The sequence below is a fragment of the Pantoea sp. RG18 genome (assembly GCF_025910075.1).
In the GTDB taxonomy this organism is placed as follows: domain Bacteria; phylum Pseudomonadota; class Gammaproteobacteria; order Enterobacterales; family Enterobacteriaceae; genus Pantoea; species Pantoea agglomerans.
Map to the genome: position 1 here is coordinate 964,070 of NZ_JAPCIL010000002.1, position 25,123 is coordinate 989,192.

Below are 25,123 nucleotides of genomic sequence, written 5' to 3' on the forward strand. Positions count from 1 at the left end.
AGGATGCTGATTAAAACCGCCTTGCTGTTTTTTATTACCGCACTGGCGGAGATCACCGGCTGCTTTCTGCCGTGGTTATGGCTGAAAAAAGGCGGCTCAGCCTGGTTGCTACTCCCTGCGGCAGCAAGTCTGGCGCTGTTTGTCTGGCTGCTGACGCTGCATCCCGCGGCCAGCGGACGGATTTATGCCGCCTACGGTGGCGTCTATGTGCTTACCGCGCTGCTCTGGTTGCGGGTGGTGGATGGCGTGAAGCTAAGTGTGTGGGACTGGAGCGGGGCACTGATCGCATTCAGCGGCATGCTGATTATCGTGATGGGCTGGGGACGCGGGTAACGCCAGCCGTGAGGGCTGGCGCTGCAGGGAGTTAAGGTTTATGCACTTTCAGCCCCGCCAGCGTCTGGCTGACCGGCATCATCTCAAGGCTATTGATGTTGACATGTTTAGGCAGTGTGGCCACCCAGTATACGGCTTCTGTCACATCTTCCGGCGTTAAGGCGGTAGCCCCTTCGTAGACCTGACCCGCTTTGTCATCATCGCCCTTAAAGCGCACGTTGGAAAACTCTGTGCCGCCGACCAGACCCGGTTCAATGTCGGTCACGCGCAGCGCGGTGCCGTGTAAATCGGTTCGCAGATTCAGGCTGAACTGGCGCACAAAGGCTTTGGTGGCGCCGTAGACGTTGCCGCCAGCATAGGGCCAGCTACCGGCAATCGAACCGATATTGATGATATGACCGACATCACGCTCCACCATCTGTGGCAGCAGGGCGCGGGTCATATAGACCAGGCCTTTGGTGTTGGTGTCGATCATGTTTTCCCAGTCTTCGACGTTGGCTTTGTGCGCCGGTTCGACGCCCAGCGCCAGACCGGCGTTATTGACCAGCACGTCGATATTGCGCCATTCCGCCGGTAACTGCGCCACCGCCTCTTCGATGGCGGCACGGTTACGCACATCGAGCTGTACCGTATAAATATTCTCGCCCAGTTCTTCCTTCAGCGCTTTTAAACGTTCAGCCCGTCGTCCAGTGGCAATCACTTTATGACCATTCTCAATAAAGCGGCGGGTGATGCTTTGACCAAAACCGGCGGTCGCACCGGTGACAAAAATAATCATCTCACTGTTCCTTATGCCATTTTCAGAGTCGATGGCTTCACCATAGCATTTCATTTCCGCTTCTGCGCGTGGAAAAACGGCCTGACCTGTAAACGGATTTTAACGGGTAGCCAGCTGCGCCTTTTCAGGGCAGATTGCACCGTTAAAGGGCAGGTTTGCGGGTAACCGGCCATACTCAAAATGACCAGGGCGCGCAATATTGCGTAGCAACCGTTTGCATCCGTTCCGCAAACGGTTGCCATGCCATCTCAGTCCTTATCTGTTGCGCAACTTCCCTCTGTTTAGCTTATTTAACTGATATTTAAAGAATTTATTCTATTTCAATTCTGGCACGCAGGTTGCACAGGATTATTCAGATAATCATCTGCAGATATAACATCGCGCTTTCAGAAAGGACTACCCATGCTTTCAGCAACCGACACGGCGATACGCGCCAGCTTCTTTGACTTTACCGGCGTGGTGGATCGTCCCGACGACCTGGCCGGCCAGGCCCGCTATCTTGAGGATGCGGTGCTGCTGCTGCGTGATGGATGCGTAGTGGGGCTGGATAGCTGGGAGAATAGCGAGGCGATGCTGGCGGGGCATCCGGTCATCGACCTGCGCGGCAGACTGATCGTGCCGGGCTTTGTCGATACCCACATTCACTATCCGCAGACAGAGATGATTGGCGCATTTGGCGAGCAGCTGCTGGAGTGGCTGAATCACTACACCTTCCCGGTTGAAGCGCAGTATCACTGTCCCGATCATGCTGCGCGGATGTCCGCCTTCTTCCTGCATCAGCTGCTTTCCAACGGCACCACCAGCGCGCTGGTGTTTGGTACCGTCCATCCGCAATCGGTGGAGGCGCTGTTCAGCGCCGCCGAAGCGCTGAACATGCGGCTGATTGCCGGGAAAGTGATGATGGATCGCAATGCGCCCGACAACCTGATCGAAACCCCTGAACAGAGCTACCAGCAGACCCGGGCGCTGATTGAGCGCTGGCACCAGCGCGGACGCCTGAGCTACGCCCTGACGCCGCGCTTTGCGCCGACCTCATCCCCACAGCTGCTGGAAAAAGTGCAGCAGCTGCGTCAGGAGTTCCCGGATACCTGGCTGCATACCCATCTCAGCGAAAACCCGCAGGAGGTCGCCTGGGTCAAAGAACTGTTCCCGGAGCGTGAAGGCTATCTGGATGTTTATCATCATCACCAGCTGACCGGCCGCCGCAGCGTCTTTGCTCACTGTCTGCATCTGGAAGAGAACGAATGGCAGTGTCTGCACGATACCGATTCATCTATTGCTTTCTGTCCCACCTCAAACCTGTTTCTCGGCAGCGGCCTGTTTAACCTGAAACGCAGCTGGCAGCAGGGGGTAAAAGTGGGGATCGGCACCGATGTCGGGGCGGGCACCACCTTTAATATGCTGCAGACCCTGGGCGAAGCCTACAAGGTGGGCCAGCTGCAGCACTACCGGCTCAGCGCGGCCGAAGCCTTTTATCACGCCACGCTGGGCGGGGCGCGCGCGCTGGATCTCGACCACGCCATCGGAAATTTCAACATCGGTAAAGAAGCGGACTTTGTGGTGCTGGACCCGGCGGTTTCTGCCCTGCAGCAACTGCGCATCGGCAACAGCAAAGATATCTGGGAAAAACTGTTTGTATTAATGACGCTCGGCGACGACCGCAATATTGCCCAGACCTGGGTAGCCGGTCGTCCGGTCTGGCAGCGCGACGCACAGGAGCAAGCCGCATGATCCAGTTTCTGTTAAATAACCAGCTGGTCAGCGAGGACGCGCTCGACCCCAACCTCACGGTGCTCAACTACCTGCGCACCCGTCAGCAACGCCCTGGCACCAAAGAGGGCTGTGCATCTGGCGACTGTGGCGCCTGCAGTGTGACTCTGGGCAAAGCCGTCGGGGGAACAATGCAGTATGAAACGATCAACAGCTGCCTGACGCTGGTCTCCGCGTTACAGGGCAAGCAGCTGATTACGGTTGAGGATCTGCGTCACGGCCGCGCACTGCATCCGGCGCAGCAGGCGATGGTCGACTGTCACGGCTCGCAATGCGGATTCTGCACGCCAGGCTTTGTGATGTCGCTGTTCAGCCTGCAAAAAACCGCTTCGGGCTGGGATCGCCATCAGGCGGAAACTGCGCTGGCGGGCAACCTCTGCCGCTGTACCGGTTACCGGCCGATTATGGCCGCCGCCGAACAGCTCTGCTCGCAGCCGGTGACAGACCAGTTCGATCAAGGTGCCGCCGCAACCGTGCAGCGGCTTGAGGCGCTGGCAACCCCGGAGATGCAGGAATTAGGGGGTGAGGGCCGCCGTTGCTTCCTGCCCAAAACTCCGGCTCAGCTGGCGGCGATCTATCTGGCACATCCCGAGGCGAGGCTGATTGCCGGTGGCACCGATCTCAGCCTGCAGATTACCCAGCAGCATAAAAGAATACCGTTGCTGATTGCGCTGGAGCAGGTTGCCGCGCTCAAAGTCTGCAGCGAATTTGATGATCACTACCTGCTGGGCGCAGGGGCTTCGCTGCAGCAGGTCAGCGAATTTCTTGCCAGCCGCATTCCCGGCGTCAGCGCGATGCTGCAACGCTTTGCCTCGCTGCAAATCCGTCTGCAGGGCACATTAGGCGGCAACATCGGTAACGCTTCCCCCATTGGCGACGCCTCGCCGGCGCTGCTGGCCTTAAACGCCAGCCTGTTGTTACAGCGCGGTGAGCAGCAGCGCAGCCTGCCGCTGGATCAGTTCTTTACCGGCTATCGCCAGACCCGGCTCGAAAAAGGGGAGTTTATTCGCGCCATTCGCATCGATAAAGTGACGGTGTCACCTGATTTTGTGGCCTGGAAAGTGTCCAAACGGCTGGACGATGATATCTCCGCCGTGTTCGCCGCTTTTAATCTGCAGATTGAACAGGGCGTAGTCAGTAGTGCCCGCATCGCCTTTGGCGGCATGGCGGCCACACCGCAACGTGCCCGTCACTGTGAACAGGCATTCATCGGTCAGCCACTGAATGCCGTGACGGTGTCACGCGCAGCCGCGGCGCTGGCAGAGGATTTCCAGCCGCTCTCCGATTTCCGCGCCAGCAGTGACTACCGTCTGCAGGTCGCACGCAACCTGCTGCGCCGCTACTGGCATCGCCACAACGGCGAAATAACCTGTATTGAGGTGGCCCGCTATGTCTCATAACCGTCCTGAACTCAACGAAGAGGTCATTAAGGCGCAGTATGCCGCTGATTTACAGAGCGGCGTTGGTCGCAGTAACCGCCATGAAAGCGCGGAAAAACATGTCTCTGGCGAGGCGCGTTTTATCGATGACAAGCCAGAGCTGCCGGGTCTGCTGCATCTCTGTCCGCGCCTGAGTGAGTATGCTCATGCGCGCATCCTGCATATTGATGTGCAGCCCTGTTATGCCATTCCCGGCGTCGTCAGCGTCCTGACCTGGCAGGATGTGCCGGGCATCAATGATGTCGGGCCGCTGGAGCCGGGCGACCCGCTGCTGGCCCATGACAAAGTGGAGTATCTGGGACAGATCGTGATCGCGGTGGCGGCGGATTCCCCCGAGGCTGCCCGCCTTGGCGCGGCCGCTGCGGTAATTGAATATGAGGTGCTGGAACCGCTGCTGGATGTGGAACAGGCGCTGGCTCAGGGCAGCTTTGTGCAGGAACCTCACATTCACCAGCGCGGTGATGTGGAAGCGGCCCTGGCGCGTGCGCCGCATCGGGTCAGTGGGGCGTTTCACATTGGCGGCCAGGAGCATTTCTATCTGGAAACCCAGACGGCAATGGTTATTCCCGGTGAAGATCAGCAGTTGCAGGTCTTCTCCTCAACCCAGAACCCCACCGAAGTGCAGAAACTGGTGGCGGAAGTGATGGGCATCAGCCTGAATCAGGTGACGATAGATATGCGCCGGATGGGCGGTGGCTTTGGTGGTAAAGAGACGCAGGCGGCCGGTGTCGCCTGTCTCTGCGCCATCGTGGCGCGCCAGACCGGCCGGGCGGCGAAGATGCGGCTTTCACGTCGCGACGATATGCGAGTCACCGGCAAACGCCATCCGTTCTTTGTGCGCTACGAAGCGGGCGTTGAAGAGGATGGGCGTCTGTGCGGCATCAAAATCGATCTGGCCGGAAACTGCGGTTATTCGCTGGATCTTAGCGGATCGATTGTCGATCGTGCCATGTTCCACGCTGATAACGCCTATTACCTCGGGGATGCGCGGGTAACCGGCTATCGCTGCCGCACGAACACCGCCTCGAACACCGCCTATCGGGGTTTTGGCGGGCCACAGGGCATGGTGGCGATTGAACAGATCATGGATCACATCGCCCGTGAGCGCGGGCTGGATCCGCTGGCGCTGCGCAAGCGTAACTACTATGGCAAGCAGGATCGCAACATCACCCATTACCACCAGCAGGTAGAGGATAACCTGCTGGATGAGATTACCGAACAGCTGGAGCAGAGCAGCGACTATCAGGCTCGCCGCGCGGAGATTAAGGCGTTTAATGCCCGCAGTCCGCTGCTGAAACGCGGTCTGGCGCTGACGCCGGTGAAATTCGGCATCTCCTTTACCTCCAGCTTTCTCAATCAGGCGGGGGCGCTGATCCTGATCTACACCGACGGCACGGTGCAGCTTAACCACGGCGGCACCGAGATGGGCCAGGGCCTGAACACCAAGGTGATTCAGATTGTCGCCGAAGTGCTGCAGATTGAGATCGATAAAATTCAGATCACCGCCACCGACACCGGCAAAGTGCCCAACACCTCGCCAACCGCGGCCTCCAGCGGGGCTGACCTCAATGGCAAAGCGGCGCAGAATGGTGCTGAAATCCTGCGCGACCGCATGACCGCCATGCTCTGCGAGCTACACCAGTGCGACGCGTCGGCGGTGAGCTTCCGCAACGGAGTGGTGCGCGCCGGGGACAAACATTACACCTTCGCCGAGGTGGCGAAGCTGGCGTGGCTGAATCAGGTGCCGCTCTCCGCCACCGGCTACTACCGCGTGCCGGGGATTCATTACGACCGGGTCGCGGGTCGTGGGACGCCGTTCTATTACTACGCTTACGGTGCAGCCTGCTGTGAAGTGGTGATTGATACCTTAACCGGTGAATCCCGCCTGCTGCGCGCCGACATTCTGCATGACGTCGGCGCCTCGCTGAATCCGGCCATCGACATCGGCCAGGTTGAAGGTGGCTTTATTCAGGGCGTCGGCTGGCTTACCTGCGAAGAGCTGGTGTGGAGTGATAAAGGCCAGCTGCTGACCGATGGACCGGCGAGCTACAAAATTCCCGCCATCAGCGACGTTCCGGCGGACCTGCGGGTCACGCTGGTGGAGAACCGTAAAAACCCTAAAGACACGGTGTTCCACTCCAAGGCCGTAGGTGAACCGCCGTTTATGCTGGGCATCGCCGCCTGGTGTGCCCTGCAGGATGCGGTCGCCAGCGTCTCCGATTACCGGCAGCACCCACTGCTGGACGCGCCCGCCACACCGGAGCGCATCTTCTGGGGCGTGCAGCGCCTGACGGGAGGGGTTGATGATTTATCATGACTGGATTGGCGTGCTGCATCAGCTGCGTGAAAAACGTCAGAGCTGCGTATTAATCACCGTGCTCAGTGAGCACGGTTCGGTGCCGCGCGACAGCGGCAGCAAAATGGTGGTGACGCAGCAGGAGAGTTATCTCACCATCGGTGGCGGTCATCTTGAGTTTGAGTGCATCGCCCAGGCCAGGGCGATGCTGCAGAGCGGGGCGACTGCGCCACACACCGAGGATTTCAGCCTGGGCGCTCGGCTTGGCCAGTGCTGTGGCGGCAAAACCACGCTGCTGTTTGAGCCGCTGCTGCAGGCGCAGCCAGAGATCTACCTTTTTGGCGCAGGCCATGTGGGACAGGCCTTGGTCAATCTGCTGTCAACGTTACCCTGTCACATAAACTGGATCGATAGCCGTCCGGCGCAGTTCAGCCACGTTCCCGCTGGCGTGGTGACGCTGCAGCCGGACGATCCGCTCGACTGCGTAGCACAGGCACCCGCAGGCAGCTACTTCATCATCATGACCCATCATCATCCCCTCGACTTCGAACTGTGCGAGGCGGTGCTGAAGCGCGGCGATTTCCGCTATGCCGGGGTGATCGGTTCTGAAACGAAAAACCAGCGTTTCCGCTACAGGCTGGCGGGCAAGGGTGTGGCGAGCGAACCGCTGGCGCGCCTGCGCTGTCCGATTGGCCTGCCGGACATCAAAGGCAAGCTGCCCGCCGAGATTGCGGTGGCGATTGCCGGTGAAATTATCAGCGTTTATCAGCAGCACGTCGCCTGAGTTGTCGCTTTCGCGGCAACCTGTCAGGATAAGACTTTGCGATGCCCACCAGGAGCGAACCATGAACGCCCGTCAGAATCCCTTCTTTAGCGTCAGCACACTGCCTTACCAGACTCCTCCTTTTGACCAGATTGAGGAGCAGGATTTCCTGCCCGCGCTGCAGGCGGGCATTGAGGAGAAGCGTCAGGAGATCGAGGCGATCGCACTGAACAGCGACGCGCCCAGCTTTTTCAACACTTATGAGGCGCTGGAGAGGAGCGGACAACTGCTCAACCGGGTGAATCTGGTGTTCAGTGCCATGACCTCGGCGCATACCAGCCCGTATCTGCAGCAGGTGGATGAGGAGATTGCACCTCAGCTCACCGCGCTCAACGATGACATCATGCTTAACCGCCCGCTGTTTTCGCGGCTCGATGCGGTCTATCTGCAGCGCGCTAAACTGGATGCTGAATCAAAACGGCTGGTTGAGGTGATCTGGCAGCGCTTTCAACTGGCGGGGGCTAATCTGCCGGAAGCGCAGAAACAGCAGCTCAAGACACTGAATCAGGAAGCGGCCCGCCTCGGTACCCGCTTCACCAACAAATTGCTGGCCGCCACTAAAGCGGGCGGGCTGGTCGTCGATGATCTGCAGAAGCTGGCGGGACTCTCACCGGCCGATCTGGCGGTGGCGCAGGCGGAAGCGCAGGCACGCGGACTGGAAAAGCGCTGGCTGCTGGTGCTGCAAAACACCACCCAGCAACCCGCACTACAGAGCCTGGCCGATCGCGCAACCCGTGAAGCGCTGTTTAAGGCGGGCGTGACGCGCACTGAAAAAGGCGATGAGAACGACACCCGCGAGCTGGTATTACGTCTGGCGCAGGTCAGGGCCGAGCAGGCGCGGCTGCTGGGATTTGCCAGCTATGCCGAGTGGAAGCTACAGGATCAGATGGCCAAAACGCCTAAGGCGGCGCTGGCGTTTATGCATAACATCGTGCCTGCCGCGCGCGGTCGTGCGGAGCGTGAAGCGGCGGCAATCCAGCAGACTATCGATCAGCAGCAGGGCGATTTTACCCTGCAGGCCTGGGACTGGCGTTTTTATGCCGAACAGGTGCGGCGTGCCCGTTACGATCTGGATGAGAGCCAGATTAAGCCCTACTTTGAACTGAATTCGGTGCTGCAGAATGGCGTGTTCTGGGCGGCGACGCAGCTCTATGGCATCCGTTTCACGCCGCGACAGGATCTGCCGGTTTACCATCCCGACGTCCAGGTCTATGAGATTTTTGACGCCGATGAGACCCCGCTGGCGCTGTTTTACACCGACTTCTTTAAGCGCGACAGCAAAGGCGGCGGTGCCTGGATGAGCAACTTCGTCAACCAGTCCACGCTGCTCGACAGCAAACCGGTGATCTACAACGTCTGTAACTACACCAAACCGCCAGCCGGTGAACCGGCGCTGCTAAGCTGGGACGACGTCATCACGATGTTTCACGAGTTCGGTCACACGCTGCACGGTCTGTTTGCCAGCCAGCGCTATCCGAGCCTGTCGGGAACGGAAACCCCGCGCGATTTCGTTGAGTTTCCTTCGCAGATCAACGAGCACTGGGCCAGCGAGCCAGCGGTGTTCCGCAACTACGCTCGCCACTATCAGACTCAGGCGCTGATGCCCGCTGAGCTGCATGAAAAAATCGTCCGGGCCGCCACGTTCAACAAAGGCTACGAGATGAGCGAGCTGCTGGCTGCCGCGCTGCTGGATCTGCACTGGCACAGCCTTAACCGTGATTCCGCGCCGCAAAGCGTGGAGGGATTCGAGCAGCAGGCGTTACAGAGCGATAATCTGGCGCTGACGGCGGTGCCGCCGCGCTATCGTTCCAGCTATTTCCAGCACATCTGGGGCGGTGGCTATGCAGCAGGTTATTACGCCTATATCTGGACGCAGATGCTCGCCGACGATGGCTATCAGTGGTTTGCGGAACAGGGCGGACTGACGCGCGAGAACGGCGACCTCTTCCGACAGAAAATTCTGTCGCGCGGGAACAGCAGCGATCTCAAAACACTGTATGAAAGCTGGCGGGGCGGGCCTCCGCAGCTGGAGCCCATGCTGAAAAATCGTGGTCTGGCGGAGTCATAGCAGAACGGGCTGTCACGCGCTGGTCGCGCTGACAGCCCGGTTTTATTCGTGTTAGCCCAGCGGGCCACCTTCAATGGTTTCGCACATTCCGGCCAGCACCCGTTCACCGGTTTCGCTTTTCAGAGAGTCATACCATTCTGCCGTGATCGCCGGATCGCGCGCATGGGTGACGTCACAGCGTTTGCGCGCTTTCAGCACCAGATCTTTTACCCGTTCAACGCGTCGCGCCTGATAGCGCAGCAGTGCATCTTCAATACCCAGTGAATGAGAAGCCAGCGTCGAGGCCAGTACCACGGCATCTTCCATCGCCGCGCAGCCGCCCTGACCGATATCGGGCGTGGTGCTGTGGGCAGCATCGCCCAGCAGGGCCACACGTCCTTTAACAAAGCGGCTGAAAGGTTCAATGTCGTGGATCTCAACCCGATTGGTGGTGTCAGGATTGATTGCCGCGATCAGCTGCTGTACCGGCTCCGCCCAGCCCTTAAAATAGCCGGTTAAGTCCGCTTTCACCGTGCTGCGATCCTGCGGCAGTCCCTTCGGCAGCGGCACATCAAAGAAGAAGTAGAATCGATTGCCGCTGACCGGCATCAGCGACACCCGCTTGCCGTCACCGACAAAGGTGGTCCACTGATCGGCGGGCGCAATCTTCTCATCAATTGTGACCAGGCCATTCCAGTTAACGTAACCGGCGTAACGTCGTTCCAGCTTCTGCTCCAGCACATACTCGCGGATCACCGAATGGGTGCCATCGGCGGCAATCAGGAAATCGCCGGTGGCCTGAGTGTTGTCGGAAAAGGTGGCAATCACGCCACTACCGGTCTGCTCGACCTGGATCACCCGCTTACCAAACTGCACCCGTTCACGCCCGAAGGTATCAATCAGCATCGCCTGCAGTTCTGCCCGCGCCACCGGACAGGGATATTCGCCAACCTGCTGCACCAGCGGCGCCATACTGAAGCGGGTCAGGGGTGCGCCGGTGGTGCCATCGTGATAGGCCATATAGGCCATGTTCCCGCCCAGCTCACGCAGCGCGGTTTTCATGCCCAGCGCATTCAGGCATTTAACACCGTTGGGCCAGATGGAAATCGCCGCGCCGACGGGCTTCATCTCCTTTATGGCTTCAAAGACCTCAACGTCAATTCCGGATTTCTCCAGCGCAATGGCACTACTCATGCCGCCTATACCGCCACCAATCACGATTGCTTTCATAATGCTCTCCTGTCTGCATACGTCAGTTCCTGCAACTTTTGTACCAGAGAGGGGGTTGTAGGGCACCTCATTTAAATAATGATGTAAATCATAGGTTTAATGCATGATTGGAGGCGCATGGCACCCGCCTGCCTCTTAAGCTGTTGCACTGAATTGTGGCAAACGGGCGTGCAAAAAGGGTGCGGATATAACCGTGCTGCATCATTTGTTTCATTATCGCCCGTCTGTGTCTTTGTTAATCATCAGCCAGTGGAACGCACCGGGCACTTTTCAGCATGCTCATTCTAATTACTTTAAAAGTTATTAACTAAAATCCTCATCCGCTTCGCTAATATTCCTGACAATTAATTAAACATTTACATAACAACTGGCGCGAATATTTCCCGGGAAATAATCGCTATATTCAATAAGGGGTTAGCCTGACACAGTTAAACACACCTGTTAATAAAAAATGCAAATTCATAACCAGACACAACTGTGACTGTTTTAGCACCGTGCGCAATCATTAGCAAAAGCGTTCAGGCCGCGTCATTACCGGCTTTTAGGATATTGCTCAGACCCGCCAGTCACGATCACGTGATATAGATCACTCCGGACACAAGGACTCTGGAAGGCGAACATGAAAATTGGAATCACGAATAACCAGTATCCGGAGCAGCGTAATATCTTAGTTAATCCGGATAACGAATATATCAATCTGAAAAAGAGCAATCTGTTCTACTTTATTAATCCGCTACGAACCCGATTGCTCAAAAAAAATAAAACCTTTGTCTTTCAGCCTGTGCCTTTTTCAGGGGCATCGCGGGCTGACATCCTGCATCTGTTCAATGAAGTGGCGATAACCCATCAGAAGTGGGTCGCGTCGTTTGAAACGGAGCTGCCGCGTGTGCTGCCGGTGGCGGGCGTCGCCAAGCAGGACAACCCCGAGCTGAAACGCCTCATTCCTTATCTGTTAAAAGATAACTGCCTGGGGTTGATTGCCATCTCAGATGCCACCCTGAACATTCAGATGAAACTGTTCAGGCCGGATATTGCCCAGCAAATCCGCCGTAAAACCCTGGTGCTGCATCCGCCGCAGAAGCTGTTTGTCCAGCAGAAAACGCCGCGTCAGCCCGGTATTCTGAAACTGACCTTTGCCGGTAACGAGTTCTACCGCAAAGGCGGGGCTGAAGTCGTGCTGGCGATCAGTGAGCTGATTGAAGAGCGCAAACTGGAAGAGTCGCAGCTGGATGTGCAGCTGATTGGCGATCTCGCCAAGCGTCGTAACGTGGCGCACCGCCAGTTCCAGGATGATGAGACGTTCTATAGTGGCATTGAGAACCGCATCAAACGCTATCGCTGCTTCACGCATCATTCACAGATGGATAACGGCGCCCTGATGCAGCTGTTCCGCCAGAGCGATGCCGGACTGCTACCAACCTGGCAGGAGACGTACGGTTTCTCGGTACTGGAGATGCAGGCTAACGGCTGCCCGGTGATCACCAGCAACGTGCGCGCATTGCCAGAGATTAATCCTGCCAGCGCAGGCTGGGTGATTGCGAGTCCGCTGAACGCTGACCGTGAATACAGTATTACCTCGCCAGAGCAGAAAACGCAGCTACGCCAGTCGCTGGTGGAGGGGCTGAAATCGATACTGCTCGCTATTATCGACCGTCCTGAGATGCTGCAGGAGAAAGGTGAGGCGGCGATTCTGCGCATCAAAGATCAGCATGACACCCAGCGTTACATTGCCCGGCTCAACGATATCTACAGCCGTGGCGTGATTAATGTCACTCAACATCCCCCTGTGGTCTCAATTTGATTAGATTTCTCTGACGGGGCGCGCCAGACTGGCCATACTTAGTGCAGCGTCCCTCTGGAGAACTCTTATGAAAATGATCATCAGCCTGCTGCTGTCCGGATTACTGGGCAGCAGCGCCTTCGCTCAGCCCGCACCGCTTTTTCCGGCCCGCGCGCCCCTGGCACAGCTGACGCCCGTCGCTGCCCGCTGCGATGTCTCCGCCTGTCAGACCAACTGCTACACAGAACAATCGCACTGCAACACCCGGGACAACGGTGGCTGCAGTTCTCAGGCTCAGATGTGCGTGCAGGCCTGTGCCGACCAGTGTAAATAATTTAATTGAGTGAAGAACCCCTTAGTTGCCAATGAAAAAGTCTTTGTTTTATCTCGCGTTATTCTCTCTTTCTGCCAGCTGTGTCGCCGCCGATCTCTCTTCACAGCAGGTTACTTCTCTGGTTAAAGCCGCGATCGAACCGCTGATGGAGCAGCAGGAGATCCCCGGCATGTCGGTGGCGGTGCTTTACAAAGGCCGGGCGCAGTTTGTGAACTTCGGCGTGGCCGATCTCGAATCACGCCGCCGGGTCACGGAAAACACGCTGTTTGAGCTGGGTTCAGTGAGCAAAACCTTTACCGGCACCCTGGCCGGCGTCATGATCCGCAACGGCGAAATACGCCTTAACGATCCGGTGCAAAAGTACTGGCCGCAGCTGACCGGTGAGCAGTGGCGTCCGGTGCGGATGCTGCATCTGGCGACCTATACCGCGGGCGGCCTGCCTTTACAGTTGCCGGATGACGTCACCGATCAGGCTTCGCTGCTGCGTTTCTATCAGGAATGGCAGCCAGAGGCAGCGCCCGGCACGCTCCGGCAGTACTCTAACGCCAGCATCGGTCTGTTTGGTTCGCTGATGGTGAAAGGGGATTATGAGCAGGCGATGGCGCGAAATGTGTTTCAGCCACTGCGTCTGACGCGTACCTATATCACCGTGCCGCCCTCAATGATGCTGGACTACGCCTGGGGCTATAAAAATGGCCAGCCGGTACGGGTCTCACCTGGCATGCTGGATGCAGAAGCCTACGGCGTTAAATCCACCGCGCGTGACATGCTCACCTTTATGCAGGCAAATGTGGATCCTAACCGCCTCTCTTCGGGGAATGCCGTGCTGCGTAATGCCATTCGCACCGCGCAGGCGCGCTACTTCAAAGTCGGCACTCTGTTTCAGGGACTGGGCTGGGAGATCTACGACTGGCCGGTGACTGCCGACACGCTGATGGGTGACAGCGATAATGGTGTTGCGCTGCAACCCCGCCCGGCAACGCTGCTCAATCCGGTCGGGCCGTCGCAGAGCGCCAGCTGGGTGCATAAAACCGGTGCAACCAATGGTTTTGGTGCCTATATCGCCTTTATTCCTGAGAGGAACAGCGGCATCGTGATACTCGCCAACAAGAATTACCCTAATCCGCTGCGTATAAAGGCGGCGTGGCAGATTTTGCAGGCGTTACAGCAGGAGAAGCCTGAGTAACAGGCATCACGCTTGCTAAGCGACGGGGTAAAGCTGGCACCGCCTGTTCATTTGCGCTAAAATAAAAATCAAATGAACAGGAGGCTGCTATGTCTATCGCCATCTACACACCCGCTCAGCATCGTCGCGACAATTCGCTGCTGCATGCCCTGAATCTGCCGGAAACACTGCCTGATGCGCACCAGCGTATTGCGGTAGGGTTCAGCAGCGGCGTGCTGAAACGCACGGCGTCGTTGTCCACCTTTGACGAGGGCTGGCTGTGCCGTCTGGCGGGCATTGATCGCACCACCTACAACCGCAAAGTCAAAGATCCGCAGCAGACCTTTTCTCCCGATCAGAGCGGACGGATCTACATGCTGATCCGCGTCCTCTCTGCCGCCAGCAAACTGTTCCGCGACGACAGGCAGCGTCTGGTGCAGTGGCTGGAAACGCCCGCCAAAGCGCTGGGCGGTAAGAAACCGGCGGAGATGACCACCACGGTGGCGGGTGCAGAAGCGGTGATTAACCTGATTGGCCAGCTTGAGCATGGCGTGATTACCTGATGGCAGTACGTTTCTTTCGCCTGGTGAAGAGTGAGTATGCGATGAGCGCCTTTGATGGTTTTGGTGCCCGCACTTACGGGGGGCGCTGGAATTCCGTGGGAACGGTCTGTGTCTATATGGGATCAAGCCGGGCGCTCTGTGTACTTGAGGCGCTGGTTCATCTCACCATTCAGGATCTGTCACACGACTACTCAATGCTGTCGATTAGCGTCCCTGAATCGCTGATTACCGAGCTCTCGCTGGCGGCACTACCCGATGACTGGCAGGCCGATCCTGCGCCATCGTCCACGCGGCAAATTGGTGACGACTGGCTTGCCAGCCCGGATAACGGCCTGGTGCTGAAGGTACCGAGCACGCTGACCGGCGAGTGGAATGCGCTGTTCAATCCCCGTCATCCGGCAGCGGCTGGCATCATCAGTAAGGTGGTGGTGGAGCCATTTTTCTTCGATCCGCGTTTCAGGCTGCAGTAGGGCACGGATTCGCCACTTTCCTAAGCGTAACATCTCACATCACGCTGGGGCCTGCGATTCCGATAGCGCCTGCGCCGCGCAGATCAGCGCCAGATGACTCAGCCCCTGTGGCATATTGCCGCGCCAGCTCTGGCTGCGGACGTCATACATCTCATTGAAGATATCGACATTACCGTGGCCATTCAGCGTAGCCAGAATCTCCTGCATCGCCTGTTCTGCCTCATCCGCCTCACCCATCTCTGCCCAGGCTTCCACCAGCCAGAAGGCGCAGGCGAGAAAGGTACTCTCTTCTTCTCTGACCCCGCTGTAGCGATAGAGCATGGCGCTGCCGTCACCCAGTTTTTGCCGGATAGCACGGTAGGTCGAGAGCATCCGCTGCGGATTGACCGCGTTGCCGTAGCTGTGAACCAGCGCCAGCGACGCGTCGAGGCGATCGTCACTGCCGGCGAAAAAAAGATAAGCCTGCTGTTGCTCTGACCAGCAGTGCGACTCAATCCAGTCGCGGATACGGTCACGTTCCCGCTGCCAGCGTCCCAGCCAGGTCGGTTCGATATGCTGGCTTTCTGCCAGCGCCACCGCCCGATCCAGCGCCATCCAGCAGGCCATTTTGGAGTGGGTGTAGTGTTGCAACTCCGGCAGCTCCCAGATGCCGCAATCCTTCTGCCGCCAGTGATCGGCGCAGCAGTTCGCCAGCTCGCCCAGCATGCGCGAGGTGGTGATATCCAGCACGTGTCCCGCCTCGATAAAATGCTGGGCTGTCACCAGCATGTCGCCATACATACTGAGCTGCAGCTGGTCACGGGCATTATTGCCGACCCGCACCGGCTGAGAGTTCTGATAGCCGCTCAGCGGCGGATAACGTTCAGCGGGGACCTCATCACCATTCAGGGCATAGCAGGCGCGCAGCCTGACGCCATGGCGCATGATAGTCTGCGACAGCCAGGAAAAGGCCGCCTTACAATCTTCCAGCGCCCCGAGATAGACGAAGGCTTTAATAATCAGGCAGGCATCGCGCACCCAGGCGTAGCGGTAATCATAATTTTTTTCGCCGCCGATCCCCTCCGGCAGGGAGGTGGTGGCAGCAGCAGCCAGCGCGCCGGTCGGGGAGTACCAGAGAAACTTCAGCGACAGGGCTGAGCGCTTCACCAGCGTCGGGTAGCGGCCCTCATAACTCAGGCTCTCCACCCAGCTGGTCCAGCCGGTGTGGCTGGTTTCAATCCGCTGATCGATAGCCTCCAGCGGCGGCACCGCCAGCGGCTCTTTCTCGGTCACCAGCAGCGCGCAGAGCGAGCGGGAACCGGCATAGGTACGCAGCGTAGCGCAGACCTGCTCGTCATCCAGCTCTGTGATCTGAATATCTTCGCTGGTGCGCAACATCGCCATGATCTCCGCGATGTGAAACACCTTGCCTTTCTCATTGTCGGCCACCCACGGTGAACGGGTTTCGGCGGCGGTGCCGAAGCGCAGGGTGATCGCTAATTCCACTTCACCGCTGACACCCTCTATGCGGCGAGCCAGTTCGCACCAGGGCAGACGGCCCGCCAGCGTGCTGTTAATCGATTCGGTCAGCAGCACGGTGCCGTCACGGGTTTCGAAGCGGGTCTCCAGCACGTTGCTGTTATCGCGGTAGCGGCGTGAGACCTGATAAGGCGCACGCGGGACAATCTGGAAGTAGCCACCGAGTCCGGCATCAAGCAGGCGATCAAACAGGGGCTTTGCGTCGAGATTGGGCGCACACCACCAGTCAATGGAACCGTCCGGCGCAATCAGCGCGACTGAACGGCCTTCACCAATGGCGGCATAGTCACCCAGGCCCGCAAAGCCCTCTTTTCTGACCGGCGAATGAAAGATCGGGTTTTCCATAATCTGCTTCCTTATATCACGGTGGCGAGGTTTCTTAAGCGGGGCAAAAGCGGGACAAAAAAATGGCCGCGTTATGCGGCCACCTGAGTGAGATTACAGCGTACCGGTGCCGCCATCAGAACACCAGACCTGCCCGGATGAGTAACTGCTCTCGGTTGAGGCCAGGGTAACGTAGAGTGGGGCGATCTCAACCGGCTGGCCCGGACGGCCCATCGGTGAGTCGGCGCCAAACTGCTTCACTTTCTCCATCGGCTGTCCGCCGCTGGACTGCAGCACGGTCCAGTACGGCCCTGGTGCAACGGCGTTGACCCGGATACCGTCACCACCCAGCTGCTTCGCCAGGGATTTGGTAAAGGCGACGATGGCCGCTTTGGTCTGCGCATAGTCGAGCAGAATATCGCTGGGTTTAAACGCCTGTACGGACGAGGTATTAATAATGGACGCACCGCGTGGCAGATATTCCAGCGCCGCTTTGGTGATCCAGAACATCGCATAAACGTTGGTTTTAAACGTTGCGTCAAAATCTTCCGTACTCAGGGTCCGGATGGACTCATTAAATTGCTGACGACCGGCGTTATTAACCAGAATATCCAGGCCACCTAATTTATCGGCTGCCTCTTTGACCAGCTGCTGACAGAATTCTTCAGAACGAATGTCGCCCGGAATAGCAAAAACTTTACGGCCTTCCGCTTCGATTAATTTAATCACTTCATCGGCGTCGGGCTGTTCTTCCGGCAGGTAGTTAATCACCACATCTGCGCCTTCACGGGCATAAGCGATAGCCACCGCGCGGCCAATACCGGAGTCACCGCCGGTGATCAGCGCCTTGCGGCCGGTCAGTCGGCCCGTGCCGCGATAGCTGGTTTCACCGTGGTCGGGAACCGGGATCATTTTGCTGGCCAGGCCTGGCGCCTGTTGTGGCTGGTCCTCAAAAGGAGGTTTAGGAAATTGATCCAGATCGAGCGTCTTGTTAGTTGGTGTAACCATTGTATGCTCCTTGAACAGAGTTATCTGAGACATTAAGCCTGGCACAAATGTGATATTTGTCACATCTGACTGCTGATTCATTGAGCAGTTAAAACCAGAAGAACTTAATAATGCAGGTAAAGCGTAGACAGAAAATCGGAACACTGTGCAGTAGCGTCCGATTATTTTTCAGTGCAGGGGCGGGATATTTAAAGCGAAGCGTAAGATCGGTTGTGGATTATTTCAGGGCGTAATTACATAGCGGAAGAAAATAAAAAAGGGCGTTTAACCGCCGCGTACCGAACCGCGCCAGACCACATCTGCCGGATATATTCTCCGCTCCTGCTGCTGTTCATTTTTTGGCATCAGCGTCTCCGGTTGCGCTTCCGTCTCCACCAGCCAGGCAATGGCATCGCGGGCGAACTGTTCCACCGGCTGTGCAAAGGTCGTGAGGTTGTAAGAGGCCCAGCCCGACTGCGCGATATTATCGTGTCCGATGATGCAGAGATCGTCCGGAATACGCAGCGCAAAGCGGTGACGCGCCTCATCCATAAAGCCGCAGGCGAGCAGGTCGGTGGCACAGTACACCGCATCAGGGCGAACTTTACGCGTCAGCAGACGCTGGGCCAGAATCTGGCCGCTTTCGTAAGAGGTGGTGCCGAACCGCTCCACCTGGACCGTGACGCCCACTTTCTGCGCGGCGGCCAGAAAATCCGCTTCGCGCTTCAGCAGACTCGGCGTTCCCGCCAGCGAATTGACAAAGGCGATGCGGCTGCATCCCGCCCGTACAAACGCGTTAACCGCCATTTCTGCGGCGGGGCGGGAGTCGAGGTTGATACTGAGCGTGCCGGGCAGGGATTCGTCGCGGTTAATCAGCACCAGATGCTGACCATGTTTGTAGCAGAGCCGGGTGATACCGCTGTCCGGCATGCCGGAGAGAATAATCGATGCGTCGGCGCGAAAATTAATCGCCTGCTGCAGCGCGGCGGAAACGCGCGCATCGGATCGGTCAGTGTTAATCAGCATCGCCACTTTTCCCGCTTCCTGCAGATACTGGGTCATCCAGCGCACCAGGCTGGCACGGTAGGGCGTGTCAACCTCGGAGGCAATTAAGCAGACGATGCCGCTGCGGTTGCGCACCAGGCCGCGCGCCAGATGATTGACGTGATAGCCCAGTTCCTCCGCCGCTTTCATCACCCGCTGACGGGTAGCATCTGACACGCTGGCTCCCGGTGTAAAGGTGCGGGAGACCGCTGAGCGGGAGACGCCCGCCCGGTCAGCCACATCCTGCGCACTCACCACCGCCTTAAGCTGCTGCATGTTCTCTCCTCGCCTGACATTGTCTGCACTGAGTTTGCCTGAAGTTGCAAGCCTGTGCAAAAAATACAGACGGGCGAAATGTTTCAAATTTGTGACAACGACTGACAATTGCTTAACAACTAAATTGACACTGCAGCAGGGCCGCCGTACTAATCTGCACACACATTTGCACACATGTGCAAAAGCTGGCGCGCCTGCGCCATCCAGCCCAGGAGAACACCATGCGTTATTCCTCTCTGCTCGCTGCTGTAATCGTCTGCCCTATAGTGCCGTTTGCTGCCTCGGCGGCGGGCAATCTTAATATGATCTGCTCAGCCGATGTGGTGGTGTGCGAACAGATGACCACGCTGTTCAGCCACTCCCATCCCGATATCAAACTCAGCATGGTGCGGCTCTCTGCCGGTGAAGCCTATGCCCGTATCCGCAGCGAGGCACGCAATCCCCGTACCGATATCTGGTGGGCCGGTACCGGCGATCCGCACATGCAGGCCGCCGAAGAGGGGCTGACCCAGGCCTATAAATCGCCACTGCTCGATCAGCAGCAGCCCTGGTCACAAAAAGTGGCGGAGATCTCCGGTTATCGCACCGTGGGCGTTTATGCCGGTGCGCTGGGCTGGGGCTATAACACCAGACTGCTGGCGGAGAAAAAGCAGAAAGTGCCTGCCTGCTGGGCGGATTTACTCGACCCTGGCTTTAAAGGCGAGATTCAGATCGCCAATCCCAACTCTTCCGGCACGGCCTATAACACCCTGGCGACGCTGGTGCAGATCATGGGCGAAGACAAAGCCTTTGACTACCTGAAGAAGCTCAACGCCAACATCTCGCAATATACCAAGTCCGGCTCTGCTCCGGTCAAAGCCGCCGCGCGCGGTGAAACCACCATCGGCATTGTCTTTATGCATGATGCCGTCGCGATGGAAGTAGATGGCTTCCCGATTAAGCCCGTCGCGCCCTGTGAAGGCACTGGCTATGAAATAGGTTCGATGTCGATCATCAAAGGGGCACGAAACCTGGCCAATGCCAAAGCCTGGTATGACTGGGCGCTCAGCGCTAAAGCACAGTCGCATATGAAAGAGGCGAAATCGTTCCAGCTGCCCTCTAACCGCAAGGCGGAGATCTCTGAATATGCACCGCGCTTCGAGAACATCAGGCTGATCGATTATGACTTTAAAACCTATGGTGACTCAGCAAAACGCAAAGCGCTGCTGGGCCGCTGGGATAAAGAGATTGGTGCCAGCGCACAATAACGGTGGTGCGCCCCGGCCACCTGAGCCGGGTCTGTGCCAGACCGCGGTGGCGTAAGCCTGATGTCCGCTTCCTGATTGAGGTGATTTATGAATGCGCACAATCGTCGCTTAACCGGCGCGCTGCTGGCGGGCGCCAGCGCGCTGACGCTGCTGCCCTGGTATAGCCTGGAGCAGGGCTTCTTCTCGGGTGACTGGCTGTTCAGCTTATGGGGTGATGAGACCAATGCGCCTGCGCTGGGGCAGCTCGCGTTACACAGCTGGCTGGGCATCGCCGTGGCGCTGTGGCTGCTCTGTGCTGGCAGCGCCTTTCTGCCCCCGGGCCGCACCCGCAGCACGCTGCTGCTGCTGTTCAGCACCTGCGGCATTCTGTTTCTGGTGCTGGAAGGGCATGCCATCGGTTTCAGTGGCTGGAACTGGTTATGGCTGGAGAACCTCACCGGCCCGCTGGCGCAGGGGCAACCGGCGATGGGCGCGGGCGCGCTGCTGCTGCTGACCATATTTTTGCTGATTTTCGCCTTTGCCCTGGCGGAGCGCGGCGTGCTGAAAGGCGATGCCTTTGTGGTGGCGTCGATTGTGCTGCTGGTGGCGCTGGTCACGACCTTTGTGCTCTATCCGGTGCTGAGCCTGTTTGTCGCCTCGGTGCAGGATATTGATGGCAGTTTTAAACCTGACGGACTGATTGCCAATATGCAGGATCCCGCCATCTGGAGCCTCGGCTGTTTTACCGGTGGCACCTGCGGCACCGCCTGGCGCACGCTGGGACTGGCGCTGATGACGGCCAGTGGCGCTACGCTGCTGGGACTGGCGTTTGCACTGGCGGCGACGCGCACCTCGCTGCCGTGTAAAAAAGCGCTGCGGATGCTGACCATTCTGCCGATTATCACGCCGCCGTTTGTCATCGGTCTGGCGCTGATCCTGCTGTTTGGCCGCTCTGGCGTGGTCACCGAATCGCTGGCGACGCTGTTCGGCATTGAGCCGGGCCGCTGGCTCTATGGCATGACCGGCATCTGGATTGCCCAGGTGCTCTCCTTTACCCCCATCGCCTTTCTGGTGCTGATTGGCGTGGTCGAGGGCGTCAGTCCGTCACTGGAGGAGGCGTCACAGACCCTGCGCGCCAGCCGCTGGCGCACCTTCTCCCGCATCTCGCTACCGCTGATGGCGCCGGGGCTGGCCAACGCCTTTTTAATCAGCTTTATCGAAAGCATGGCCGATTTCGGTAACCCGATGGTGCTGGGCGGCAGTCACGGCGTGCTGTCGACGGAGATCTTCTTCTCCGTGGTTGGCGCACAGAACGACCCGAGTCGCGCGGCGGTGCTGGCGATGATCCTGCTGGGCTTCACCCTGGCCGCTTTTCTGGTGCAGCGCGTCTGGCTCTCCGGAAAAAGCTTCGCCACTGTCACCGGCAAAGGCGACGGCGGCCGTCATGTGATGCTGCCGCGTCCGGTGCGCTACAGCGTCTATGGCATGGTAATACCCTGGGGTCTGTTCACCCTGGTGATCTACGGCATGATCATGATTGGCGGCTTTGTGCAGTCCTGGGGGCTGAATAACAGCCTGACGCTGGATCACTATATCCGGGCCTTTAACGTCAGCGTTAATCAGGGGCAACTGGTCTGGAGCGGCGTTGCCTGGAGTTCTTTCTGGACCACGCTGGAGATCGCCCTGATCGCCGCGCCGCTCACGGCCATTGTCGGACTGCTGACCGCCTGGCTGATTGTGCGACAGAAGTTTGCCGGTCGTCAGACCTTTGAATTCATGCTGATGCTGAGCTTTGCCATTCCCGGCACGGTGATTGGTGTGAGCTATGTCATGGCGTATAACCTGCCGCCGCTGGAGATCACCGGTACCGCGATGATCCTGATCGCCTGCTTTGTCTTCCGTAATATGCCGGTCGGCGTGCGTGGTGGTATTGCGGCGATGAGCCAGCTGGATAAAAGCCTGGATGAAGCCTCACTGACGCTGGGCGCAAACAGTTTCCGTACCCTGCGTAAAGTGGTGCTGCCGCTGCTGAAACCGGCCATCAGCGCCGCGCTGGTTTACGCCTTTGTGCGGGCCATTACCTCTATCAGTGCGGTGATTTTCCTGGTCAGCGCCCAGTACAACATGGCGACCTCGTACATTGTCGGGCTGGTGGAGAACGGTGAGTATGGCGTGGCGATTGCCTACTCCTCGGTATTGATAGTGGTGATGCTGCTGATCATTGGCCTTTTCCAGCTGCTGGTGGGCGAACGTCGCCTGCGTCGTGCAATCCAACCGGCGGTGATTATTGCCGCACCCTCTGCATCCACTCTGACTCAGGAGAGAGCCGTATGACGACCATTAACGCCGGATCGGTGGTGTTTGAACATGTCGCAAAGCGTTTTGCCGGTTTTACTGCCGTGCCGGATCTGTCGCTCACCGTAGAGCCGGGTACGCTGGTGACGCTGCTCGGGCCGTCCGGCTGCGGCAAGACCACTACGCTGCGACTGCTGGCCGGGCTGGAGCATCCCACCGCAGGGCGGATTCTGATTGGCGGCAAAGATGTCACCCATCTGCCCGCCAACGAGCGCGACGTGGCGATGGTGTTTCAGTCCTACGCGCTGTTTCCCCATATGAACGCCATCGACAATATTCTCTACGGGCTGCTTTCCTCGGGCATGAACAAACGCGAGGCGCAGGACAGGGCGCGCGAGGGGCTGAAGCTGGTGGGTCTGGAGAGTCAGGGGCAGCGGTTGCCGTCGGAGCTTTCTGGCGGACAGCAGCAGCGTATTGCGGTCGCCCGCGCGCTGGTGCTGGAACCGCAGGTGCTGCTGCTTGATGAGCCGCTGTCGAACCTTGATGAGCGTCTGCGCCGTCGGGTGCGCACCGACATCCGCGATCTGCAGCAGCGGCTCGGGTTTACGGCGGTTTACGTGACCCATGACCAGGAGGAGGCGCTGGCGGTCTCCGATAAGATTATTGTCATGAAAGAGGGGGATATTGCCCAGCAGGGTGCGCCGGAGACGCTTTACCATTCGCCCAATTCGGTCTTTATCGCGGACTTTATGGGGGAGGCGAATATTCTGCCCTGTGAAGTGGAAGAGGCGGATGCGGATGACGCGCTGGTCCGCCTGGGTAATCAGCGCTTCCGGGTACGAGGTGCCGGTGCAAAAACCGGCAGTGCTCAGCTGGCGGTGCGACCGCAGTTTATTACGTTGTCCGGCGACGGTCAGGGGGCGCTGCAGGGGGAGGTCATTCACAGCACCTGGCTGGGTGACCATATCGAATATGAAGTTGCCACCGAACTGGGCGCGCTGTTCATTATCGATCCGCAGATGGAACAGCGTCTGCCGCTCGCCACCACAGTTGGCGTCAACTTTAAGCCGCAGGGCCTTGCCCTGATTGCCCGTTAATCTGACTAACTCAAGGAGTTCGCATGGAATCGCATGATGAAATAATGGCGCGTCTGGCTTTAGCGGAAGCCGTTGCCCGTGAAGGTGGCGCGACGGCGTTATCTTACTTCAACCGTCGCGAGACGCTGGTGGTGGAGACCAAGTACGATTTGCAGGATGTGGTATCAATTGTCGACCGTGAAGTGGAGCAGCTGATTGCCAGCCGTATACGGGATGCGTTTCCCGATGATGGCTTTCTGGGTGAGGAGTCGGGACTGCAGGTGGGAGAGTCTGACTACACCTGGGTGGTTGATCCAATCGATGGCACCAGCCCGTTTCTCAATGGGATGCCGAGCTGGTGTGTTTCCGTCGCGGTACTGCGCGGCGATGTGCCGGTCATCGGGGTGATTTTCGCGCCGACCTATCAGGAGTGCTACGTGGCGGCACTGGGGCAGGGCGCGACGCTCAACGGTCATCGTCTGCAGGTCGATCCCACACGCACGCTGCAAAACCACGTTACCGGTTTTGGTGCCAACAGTTATGTCAGCCCGCAGCAGGTAGGCGAGATTGTGGCAGCACTATTGTCGGCAGGCGGTAACTTTATCCGTATTGGTTCCGGCGCACTGATGCTGGCCTGGGTTGCCGCCGGTCGGGTCGTGGGTTATTACGAACCCTATATGCACGCCTGGGATTGCCTGGCGGGTTACTGCCTGGTGAAAGAGGCGGGCGGCTGGTACCACCCGTTTAACACCGAAGGCGATCGCATCACTAAAGGCGCGCAGGTTCTGGCCGTGGCACCGGGTGCCGAAGCGGATCTGCGGCGCATTGCCGGTTTATAATTATGTGACCCTGTCACGCTGATGGTACTGTGGTCAGCGTGATGCTTTTGGCCGTAGCGTTTTGGTCAGATAGTGACGCTGCATACCGGTTTGCGGAAAATCGGGCAGGGACATCTGCGGCTGATAACCCTGTTTCTGATAAAACGGCAGGGCCTGAAAACTAAAGGTATCCACCAGCGCATAGAGACATCCCATCTTTCCCGCCTCCTGCTCTGCGGCTTCCAGCAGTGCGCTGCCCAGACCACTGCCACGGAGCGTTTCGTCCACCCAGAGATAATCGATACAGAGCCAGTTTCCTTTGCGTGCGGCGATCACTCCCCCGCGCAACATTCCCTGTTCGTCCCTGTGAGAAACCGACAGCGGTCCCCAGTTATCGCGGCTGATGAACTGCCGGTTGTAAGCCCCCAGTCCTGCCAGCAACTCTTCCCGATCGTCGTCGTTGACCTGATGGGTAAGGGTAAATGTGCTCATCCTCGTCCTCTTTTAATCGTGGTTCCGGCTTATCCCTCA

The 25,123-nt window shown here is 58.3% G+C and carries 21 protein-coding genes; 15 read left to right on the forward strand and 6 right to left on the reverse strand.

Features of this window, described 5'->3' with window-relative positions; translation table 11 throughout:
- Window positions 1-6: 6 nt before the first annotated feature.
- A complete protein-coding gene (locus tag OK409_RS04945) occupies window positions 7-333 on the forward strand; it encodes a YnfA family protein (protein ID WP_033779778.1) in 327 nt (108 codons plus the stop codon).
- 31 nt (window positions 334-364) lie between these two features.
- On the opposite strand, the gene ydfG is transcribed toward OK409_RS04945, so the two are convergent.
- Window positions 365-1,111 (reverse strand): bifunctional NADP-dependent 3-hydroxy acid dehydrogenase/3-hydroxypropionate dehydrogenase YdfG, encoded by a 747-nt coding sequence (gene ydfG / locus OK409_RS04950; protein WP_033757999.1) that lies wholly within the window; start codon window positions 1,109-1,111, stop codon window positions 365-367.
- Between the two features lie 402 nt (window positions 1,112-1,513).
- On the opposite strand from ydfG, the gene guaD reads away from it, so the two are divergent.
- From guaD to dcp, 5 genes are all read left to right on the forward strand, one after another.
- A complete protein-coding gene (guaD, locus tag OK409_RS04955; RefSeq protein WP_050680460.1) occupies window positions 1,514-2,842 on the forward strand; it encodes a guanine deaminase in 1,329 nt (442 codons plus the stop codon).
- Entirely contained in the window at window positions 2,839-4,281 is a 1,443-nt protein-coding gene (gene xdhA, locus OK409_RS04960) for a xanthine dehydrogenase small subunit (RefSeq protein WP_122458440.1), read from the forward strand. Before guaD ends, xdhA begins: the two co-directional genes overlap by 4 nt.
- Window positions 4,271-6,637 (forward strand): xanthine dehydrogenase molybdopterin binding subunit, encoded by a 2,367-nt coding sequence (gene xdhB / locus OK409_RS04965; RefSeq protein ID WP_264366817.1) that lies wholly within the window; start codon window positions 4,271-4,273, stop codon window positions 6,635-6,637. The genes xdhA and xdhB overlap by 11 nt, the downstream gene beginning before the upstream one ends.
- Window positions 6,624-7,400 (forward strand): xanthine dehydrogenase accessory protein XdhC, encoded by a 777-nt coding sequence (xdhC, locus tag OK409_RS04970; protein WP_187511991.1) that lies wholly within the window; start codon window positions 6,624-6,626, stop codon window positions 7,398-7,400. The genes xdhB and xdhC overlap by 14 nt, the downstream gene beginning before the upstream one ends.
- Window positions 7,401-7,461: 61 nt before the next feature.
- Window positions 7,462-9,507 carry a peptidyl-dipeptidase Dcp gene (gene dcp, locus OK409_RS04975; RefSeq protein ID WP_033771795.1) on the forward strand — a complete coding sequence of 682 codons (2,046 nt, stop codon included), beginning with the start codon at window positions 7,462-7,464 and terminating at the stop codon, window positions 9,505-9,507.
- A 51-nt stretch (window positions 9,508-9,558) separates the two neighbouring features.
- On the opposite strand, the gene hpxO is transcribed toward dcp, so the two are convergent.
- Window positions 9,559-10,716 carry an FAD-dependent urate hydroxylase HpxO gene (hpxO, locus tag OK409_RS04980; RefSeq protein WP_264366818.1) on the reverse strand — a complete coding sequence of 386 codons (1,158 nt, stop codon included), beginning with the start codon at window positions 10,714-10,716 and terminating at the stop codon, window positions 9,559-9,561.
- A 619-nt stretch (window positions 10,717-11,335) separates the two neighbouring features.
- Here hpxO and OK409_RS04985 point away from each other — a divergent pair.
- From OK409_RS04985 to OK409_RS05005, 5 genes are all read left to right on the forward strand, one after another.
- A complete protein-coding gene (locus tag OK409_RS04985; protein WP_022625633.1) occupies window positions 11,336-12,517 on the forward strand; it encodes a glycosyltransferase family 4 protein in 1,182 nt (393 codons plus the stop codon).
- 67 nt (window positions 12,518-12,584) lie between these two features.
- Window positions 12,585-12,830, forward strand: coding sequence for a hypothetical protein (locus OK409_RS04990; RefSeq protein ID WP_022625634.1), 246 nt, complete (start codon window positions 12,585-12,587; stop codon window positions 12,828-12,830).
- Window positions 12,831-12,861: 31 nt separating this feature from the next.
- Complete coding sequence (gene ampC / locus OK409_RS04995) at window positions 12,862-14,016, forward strand: class C beta-lactamase (protein ID WP_060680228.1); 1,155 nt, start codon at window positions 12,862-12,864, stop codon at window positions 14,014-14,016.
- Window positions 14,017-14,105: 89 nt separating this feature from the next.
- Window positions 14,106-14,558, forward strand: coding sequence for an antitoxin Xre/MbcA/ParS toxin-binding domain-containing protein (locus OK409_RS05000; protein ID WP_010244850.1), 453 nt, complete (start codon window positions 14,106-14,108; stop codon window positions 14,556-14,558).
- Window positions 14,558-15,028, forward strand: coding sequence for an RES family NAD+ phosphorylase (locus OK409_RS05005; protein WP_010244853.1), 471 nt, complete (start codon window positions 14,558-14,560; stop codon window positions 15,026-15,028). Before OK409_RS05000 ends, OK409_RS05005 begins: the two co-directional genes overlap by 1 nt.
- A 39-nt stretch (window positions 15,029-15,067) precedes the next feature.
- Here OK409_RS05005 and OK409_RS05010 read toward each other — a convergent pair whose 3' ends face one another.
- The 3 genes from OK409_RS05010 to OK409_RS05020 form a co-directional block, all read right to left on the reverse strand.
- Window positions 15,068-16,891 (reverse strand): glycoside hydrolase family 15 protein, encoded by a 1,824-nt coding sequence (locus OK409_RS05010; protein ID WP_264366819.1) that lies wholly within the window; start codon window positions 16,889-16,891, stop codon window positions 15,068-15,070.
- Between the two features lie 93 nt (window positions 16,892-16,984).
- On the reverse strand, window positions 16,985-17,878 hold the full coding sequence (locus OK409_RS05015; RefSeq protein WP_264366820.1) for an SDR family oxidoreductase: 894 nt from the start codon (window positions 17,876-17,878) through the stop codon (window positions 16,985-16,987).
- Between the two features lie 264 nt (window positions 17,879-18,142).
- On the reverse strand, window positions 18,143-19,177 hold the full coding sequence (locus OK409_RS05020) for a LacI family DNA-binding transcriptional regulator (protein ID WP_060680225.1): 1,035 nt from the start codon (window positions 19,175-19,177) through the stop codon (window positions 18,143-18,145).
- A 221-nt stretch (window positions 19,178-19,398) separates the two neighbouring features.
- Between OK409_RS05020 and OK409_RS05025 the strand changes: the two genes are divergently transcribed.
- From OK409_RS05025 to OK409_RS05040, 4 genes are all read left to right on the forward strand, one after another.
- Window positions 19,399-20,424, forward strand: coding sequence for an ABC transporter substrate-binding protein (locus OK409_RS05025; RefSeq protein ID WP_192072674.1), 1,026 nt, complete (start codon window positions 19,399-19,401; stop codon window positions 20,422-20,424).
- A gap of 87 nt (window positions 20,425-20,511) precedes the next feature.
- The gene (locus OK409_RS05030) at window positions 20,512-22,737 is read left to right on the forward strand and encodes an ABC transporter permease (RefSeq protein ID WP_264366821.1); all 2,226 of its coding nucleotides are present in this window, start codon (window positions 20,512-20,514) and stop codon (window positions 22,735-22,737) included.
- Window positions 22,734-23,795 carry an ABC transporter ATP-binding protein gene (locus OK409_RS05035; RefSeq protein WP_033757668.1) on the forward strand — a complete coding sequence of 354 codons (1,062 nt, stop codon included), beginning with the start codon at window positions 22,734-22,736 and terminating at the stop codon, window positions 23,793-23,795. Before OK409_RS05030 ends, OK409_RS05035 begins: the two co-directional genes overlap by 4 nt.
- A gap of 23 nt (window positions 23,796-23,818) precedes the next feature.
- Window positions 23,819-24,613, forward strand: coding sequence for an inositol monophosphatase family protein (locus OK409_RS05040; RefSeq protein ID WP_264366822.1), 795 nt, complete (start codon window positions 23,819-23,821; stop codon window positions 24,611-24,613).
- A 33-nt stretch (window positions 24,614-24,646) separates the two neighbouring features.
- On the opposite strand, the gene OK409_RS05045 is transcribed toward OK409_RS05040, so the two are convergent.
- Complete coding sequence (locus OK409_RS05045; RefSeq protein ID WP_010244876.1) at window positions 24,647-25,084, reverse strand: GNAT family N-acetyltransferase; 438 nt, start codon at window positions 25,082-25,084, stop codon at window positions 24,647-24,649.
- Window positions 25,085-25,123 lie beyond the last annotated feature (39 nt).

Bases quoted from the DNA above. Each gene is read 5' to 3' on its own strand.
- ydfG (WP_033757999.1), bottom strand. From the start codon at position 1,111: ATGATTATTTTTGTCACCGGTGCGACCGCCGGTTTTGGTCAAAGCATC.
- guaD (WP_050680460.1), top strand. From the start codon at position 1,514: ATGCTTTCAGCAACCGACACGGCGATACGCGCCAGCTTCTTTGACTTT.
- xdhA (WP_122458440.1), top strand. From the start codon at position 2,839: ATGATCCAGTTTCTGTTAAATAACCAGCTGGTCAGCGAGGACGCGCTC.
- xdhB (WP_264366817.1), top strand. From the start codon at position 4,271: ATGTCTCATAACCGTCCTGAACTCAACGAAGAGGTCATTAAGGCGCAG.
- xdhC (WP_187511991.1), top strand. From the start codon at position 6,624: ATGATTTATCATGACTGGATTGGCGTGCTGCATCAGCTGCGTGAAAAA.
- dcp (WP_033771795.1), top strand. From the start codon at position 7,462: ATGAACGCCCGTCAGAATCCCTTCTTTAGCGTCAGCACACTGCCTTAC.
- hpxO (WP_264366818.1), bottom strand. From the start codon at position 10,716: ATGAAAGCAATCGTGATTGGTGGCGGTATAGGCGGCATGAGTAGTGCC.
- OK409_RS04985 (WP_022625633.1), top strand. From the start codon at position 11,336: ATGAAAATTGGAATCACGAATAACCAGTATCCGGAGCAGCGTAATATC.
- OK409_RS04990 (WP_022625634.1), top strand. From the start codon at position 12,585: ATGAAAATGATCATCAGCCTGCTGCTGTCCGGATTACTGGGCAGCAGC.
- ampC (WP_060680228.1), top strand. From the start codon at position 12,862: ATGAAAAAGTCTTTGTTTTATCTCGCGTTATTCTCTCTTTCTGCCAGC.
- OK409_RS05000 (WP_010244850.1), top strand. From the start codon at position 14,106: ATGTCTATCGCCATCTACACACCCGCTCAGCATCGTCGCGACAATTCG.
- OK409_RS05005 (WP_010244853.1), top strand. From the start codon at position 14,558: ATGGCAGTACGTTTCTTTCGCCTGGTGAAGAGTGAGTATGCGATGAGC.
- OK409_RS05010 (WP_264366819.1), bottom strand. From the start codon at position 16,891: ATGGAAAACCCGATCTTTCATTCGCCGGTCAGAAAAGAGGGCTTTGCG.
- OK409_RS05015 (WP_264366820.1), bottom strand. From the start codon at position 17,878: ATGGTTACACCAACTAACAAGACGCTCGATCTGGATCAATTTCCTAAA.
- OK409_RS05020 (WP_060680225.1), bottom strand. From the start codon at position 19,177: ATGCAGCAGCTTAAGGCGGTGGTGAGTGCGCAGGATGTGGCTGACCGG.
- OK409_RS05025 (WP_192072674.1), top strand. From the start codon at position 19,399: ATGCGTTATTCCTCTCTGCTCGCTGCTGTAATCGTCTGCCCTATAGTG.
- OK409_RS05030 (WP_264366821.1), top strand. From the start codon at position 20,512: ATGAATGCGCACAATCGTCGCTTAACCGGCGCGCTGCTGGCGGGCGCC.
- OK409_RS05035 (WP_033757668.1), top strand. From the start codon at position 22,734: ATGACGACCATTAACGCCGGATCGGTGGTGTTTGAACATGTCGCAAAG.
- OK409_RS05040 (WP_264366822.1), top strand. From the start codon at position 23,819: ATGGAATCGCATGATGAAATAATGGCGCGTCTGGCTTTAGCGGAAGCC.
- OK409_RS05045 (WP_010244876.1), bottom strand. From the start codon at position 25,084: ATGAGCACATTTACCCTTACCCATCAGGTCAACGACGACGATCGGGAA.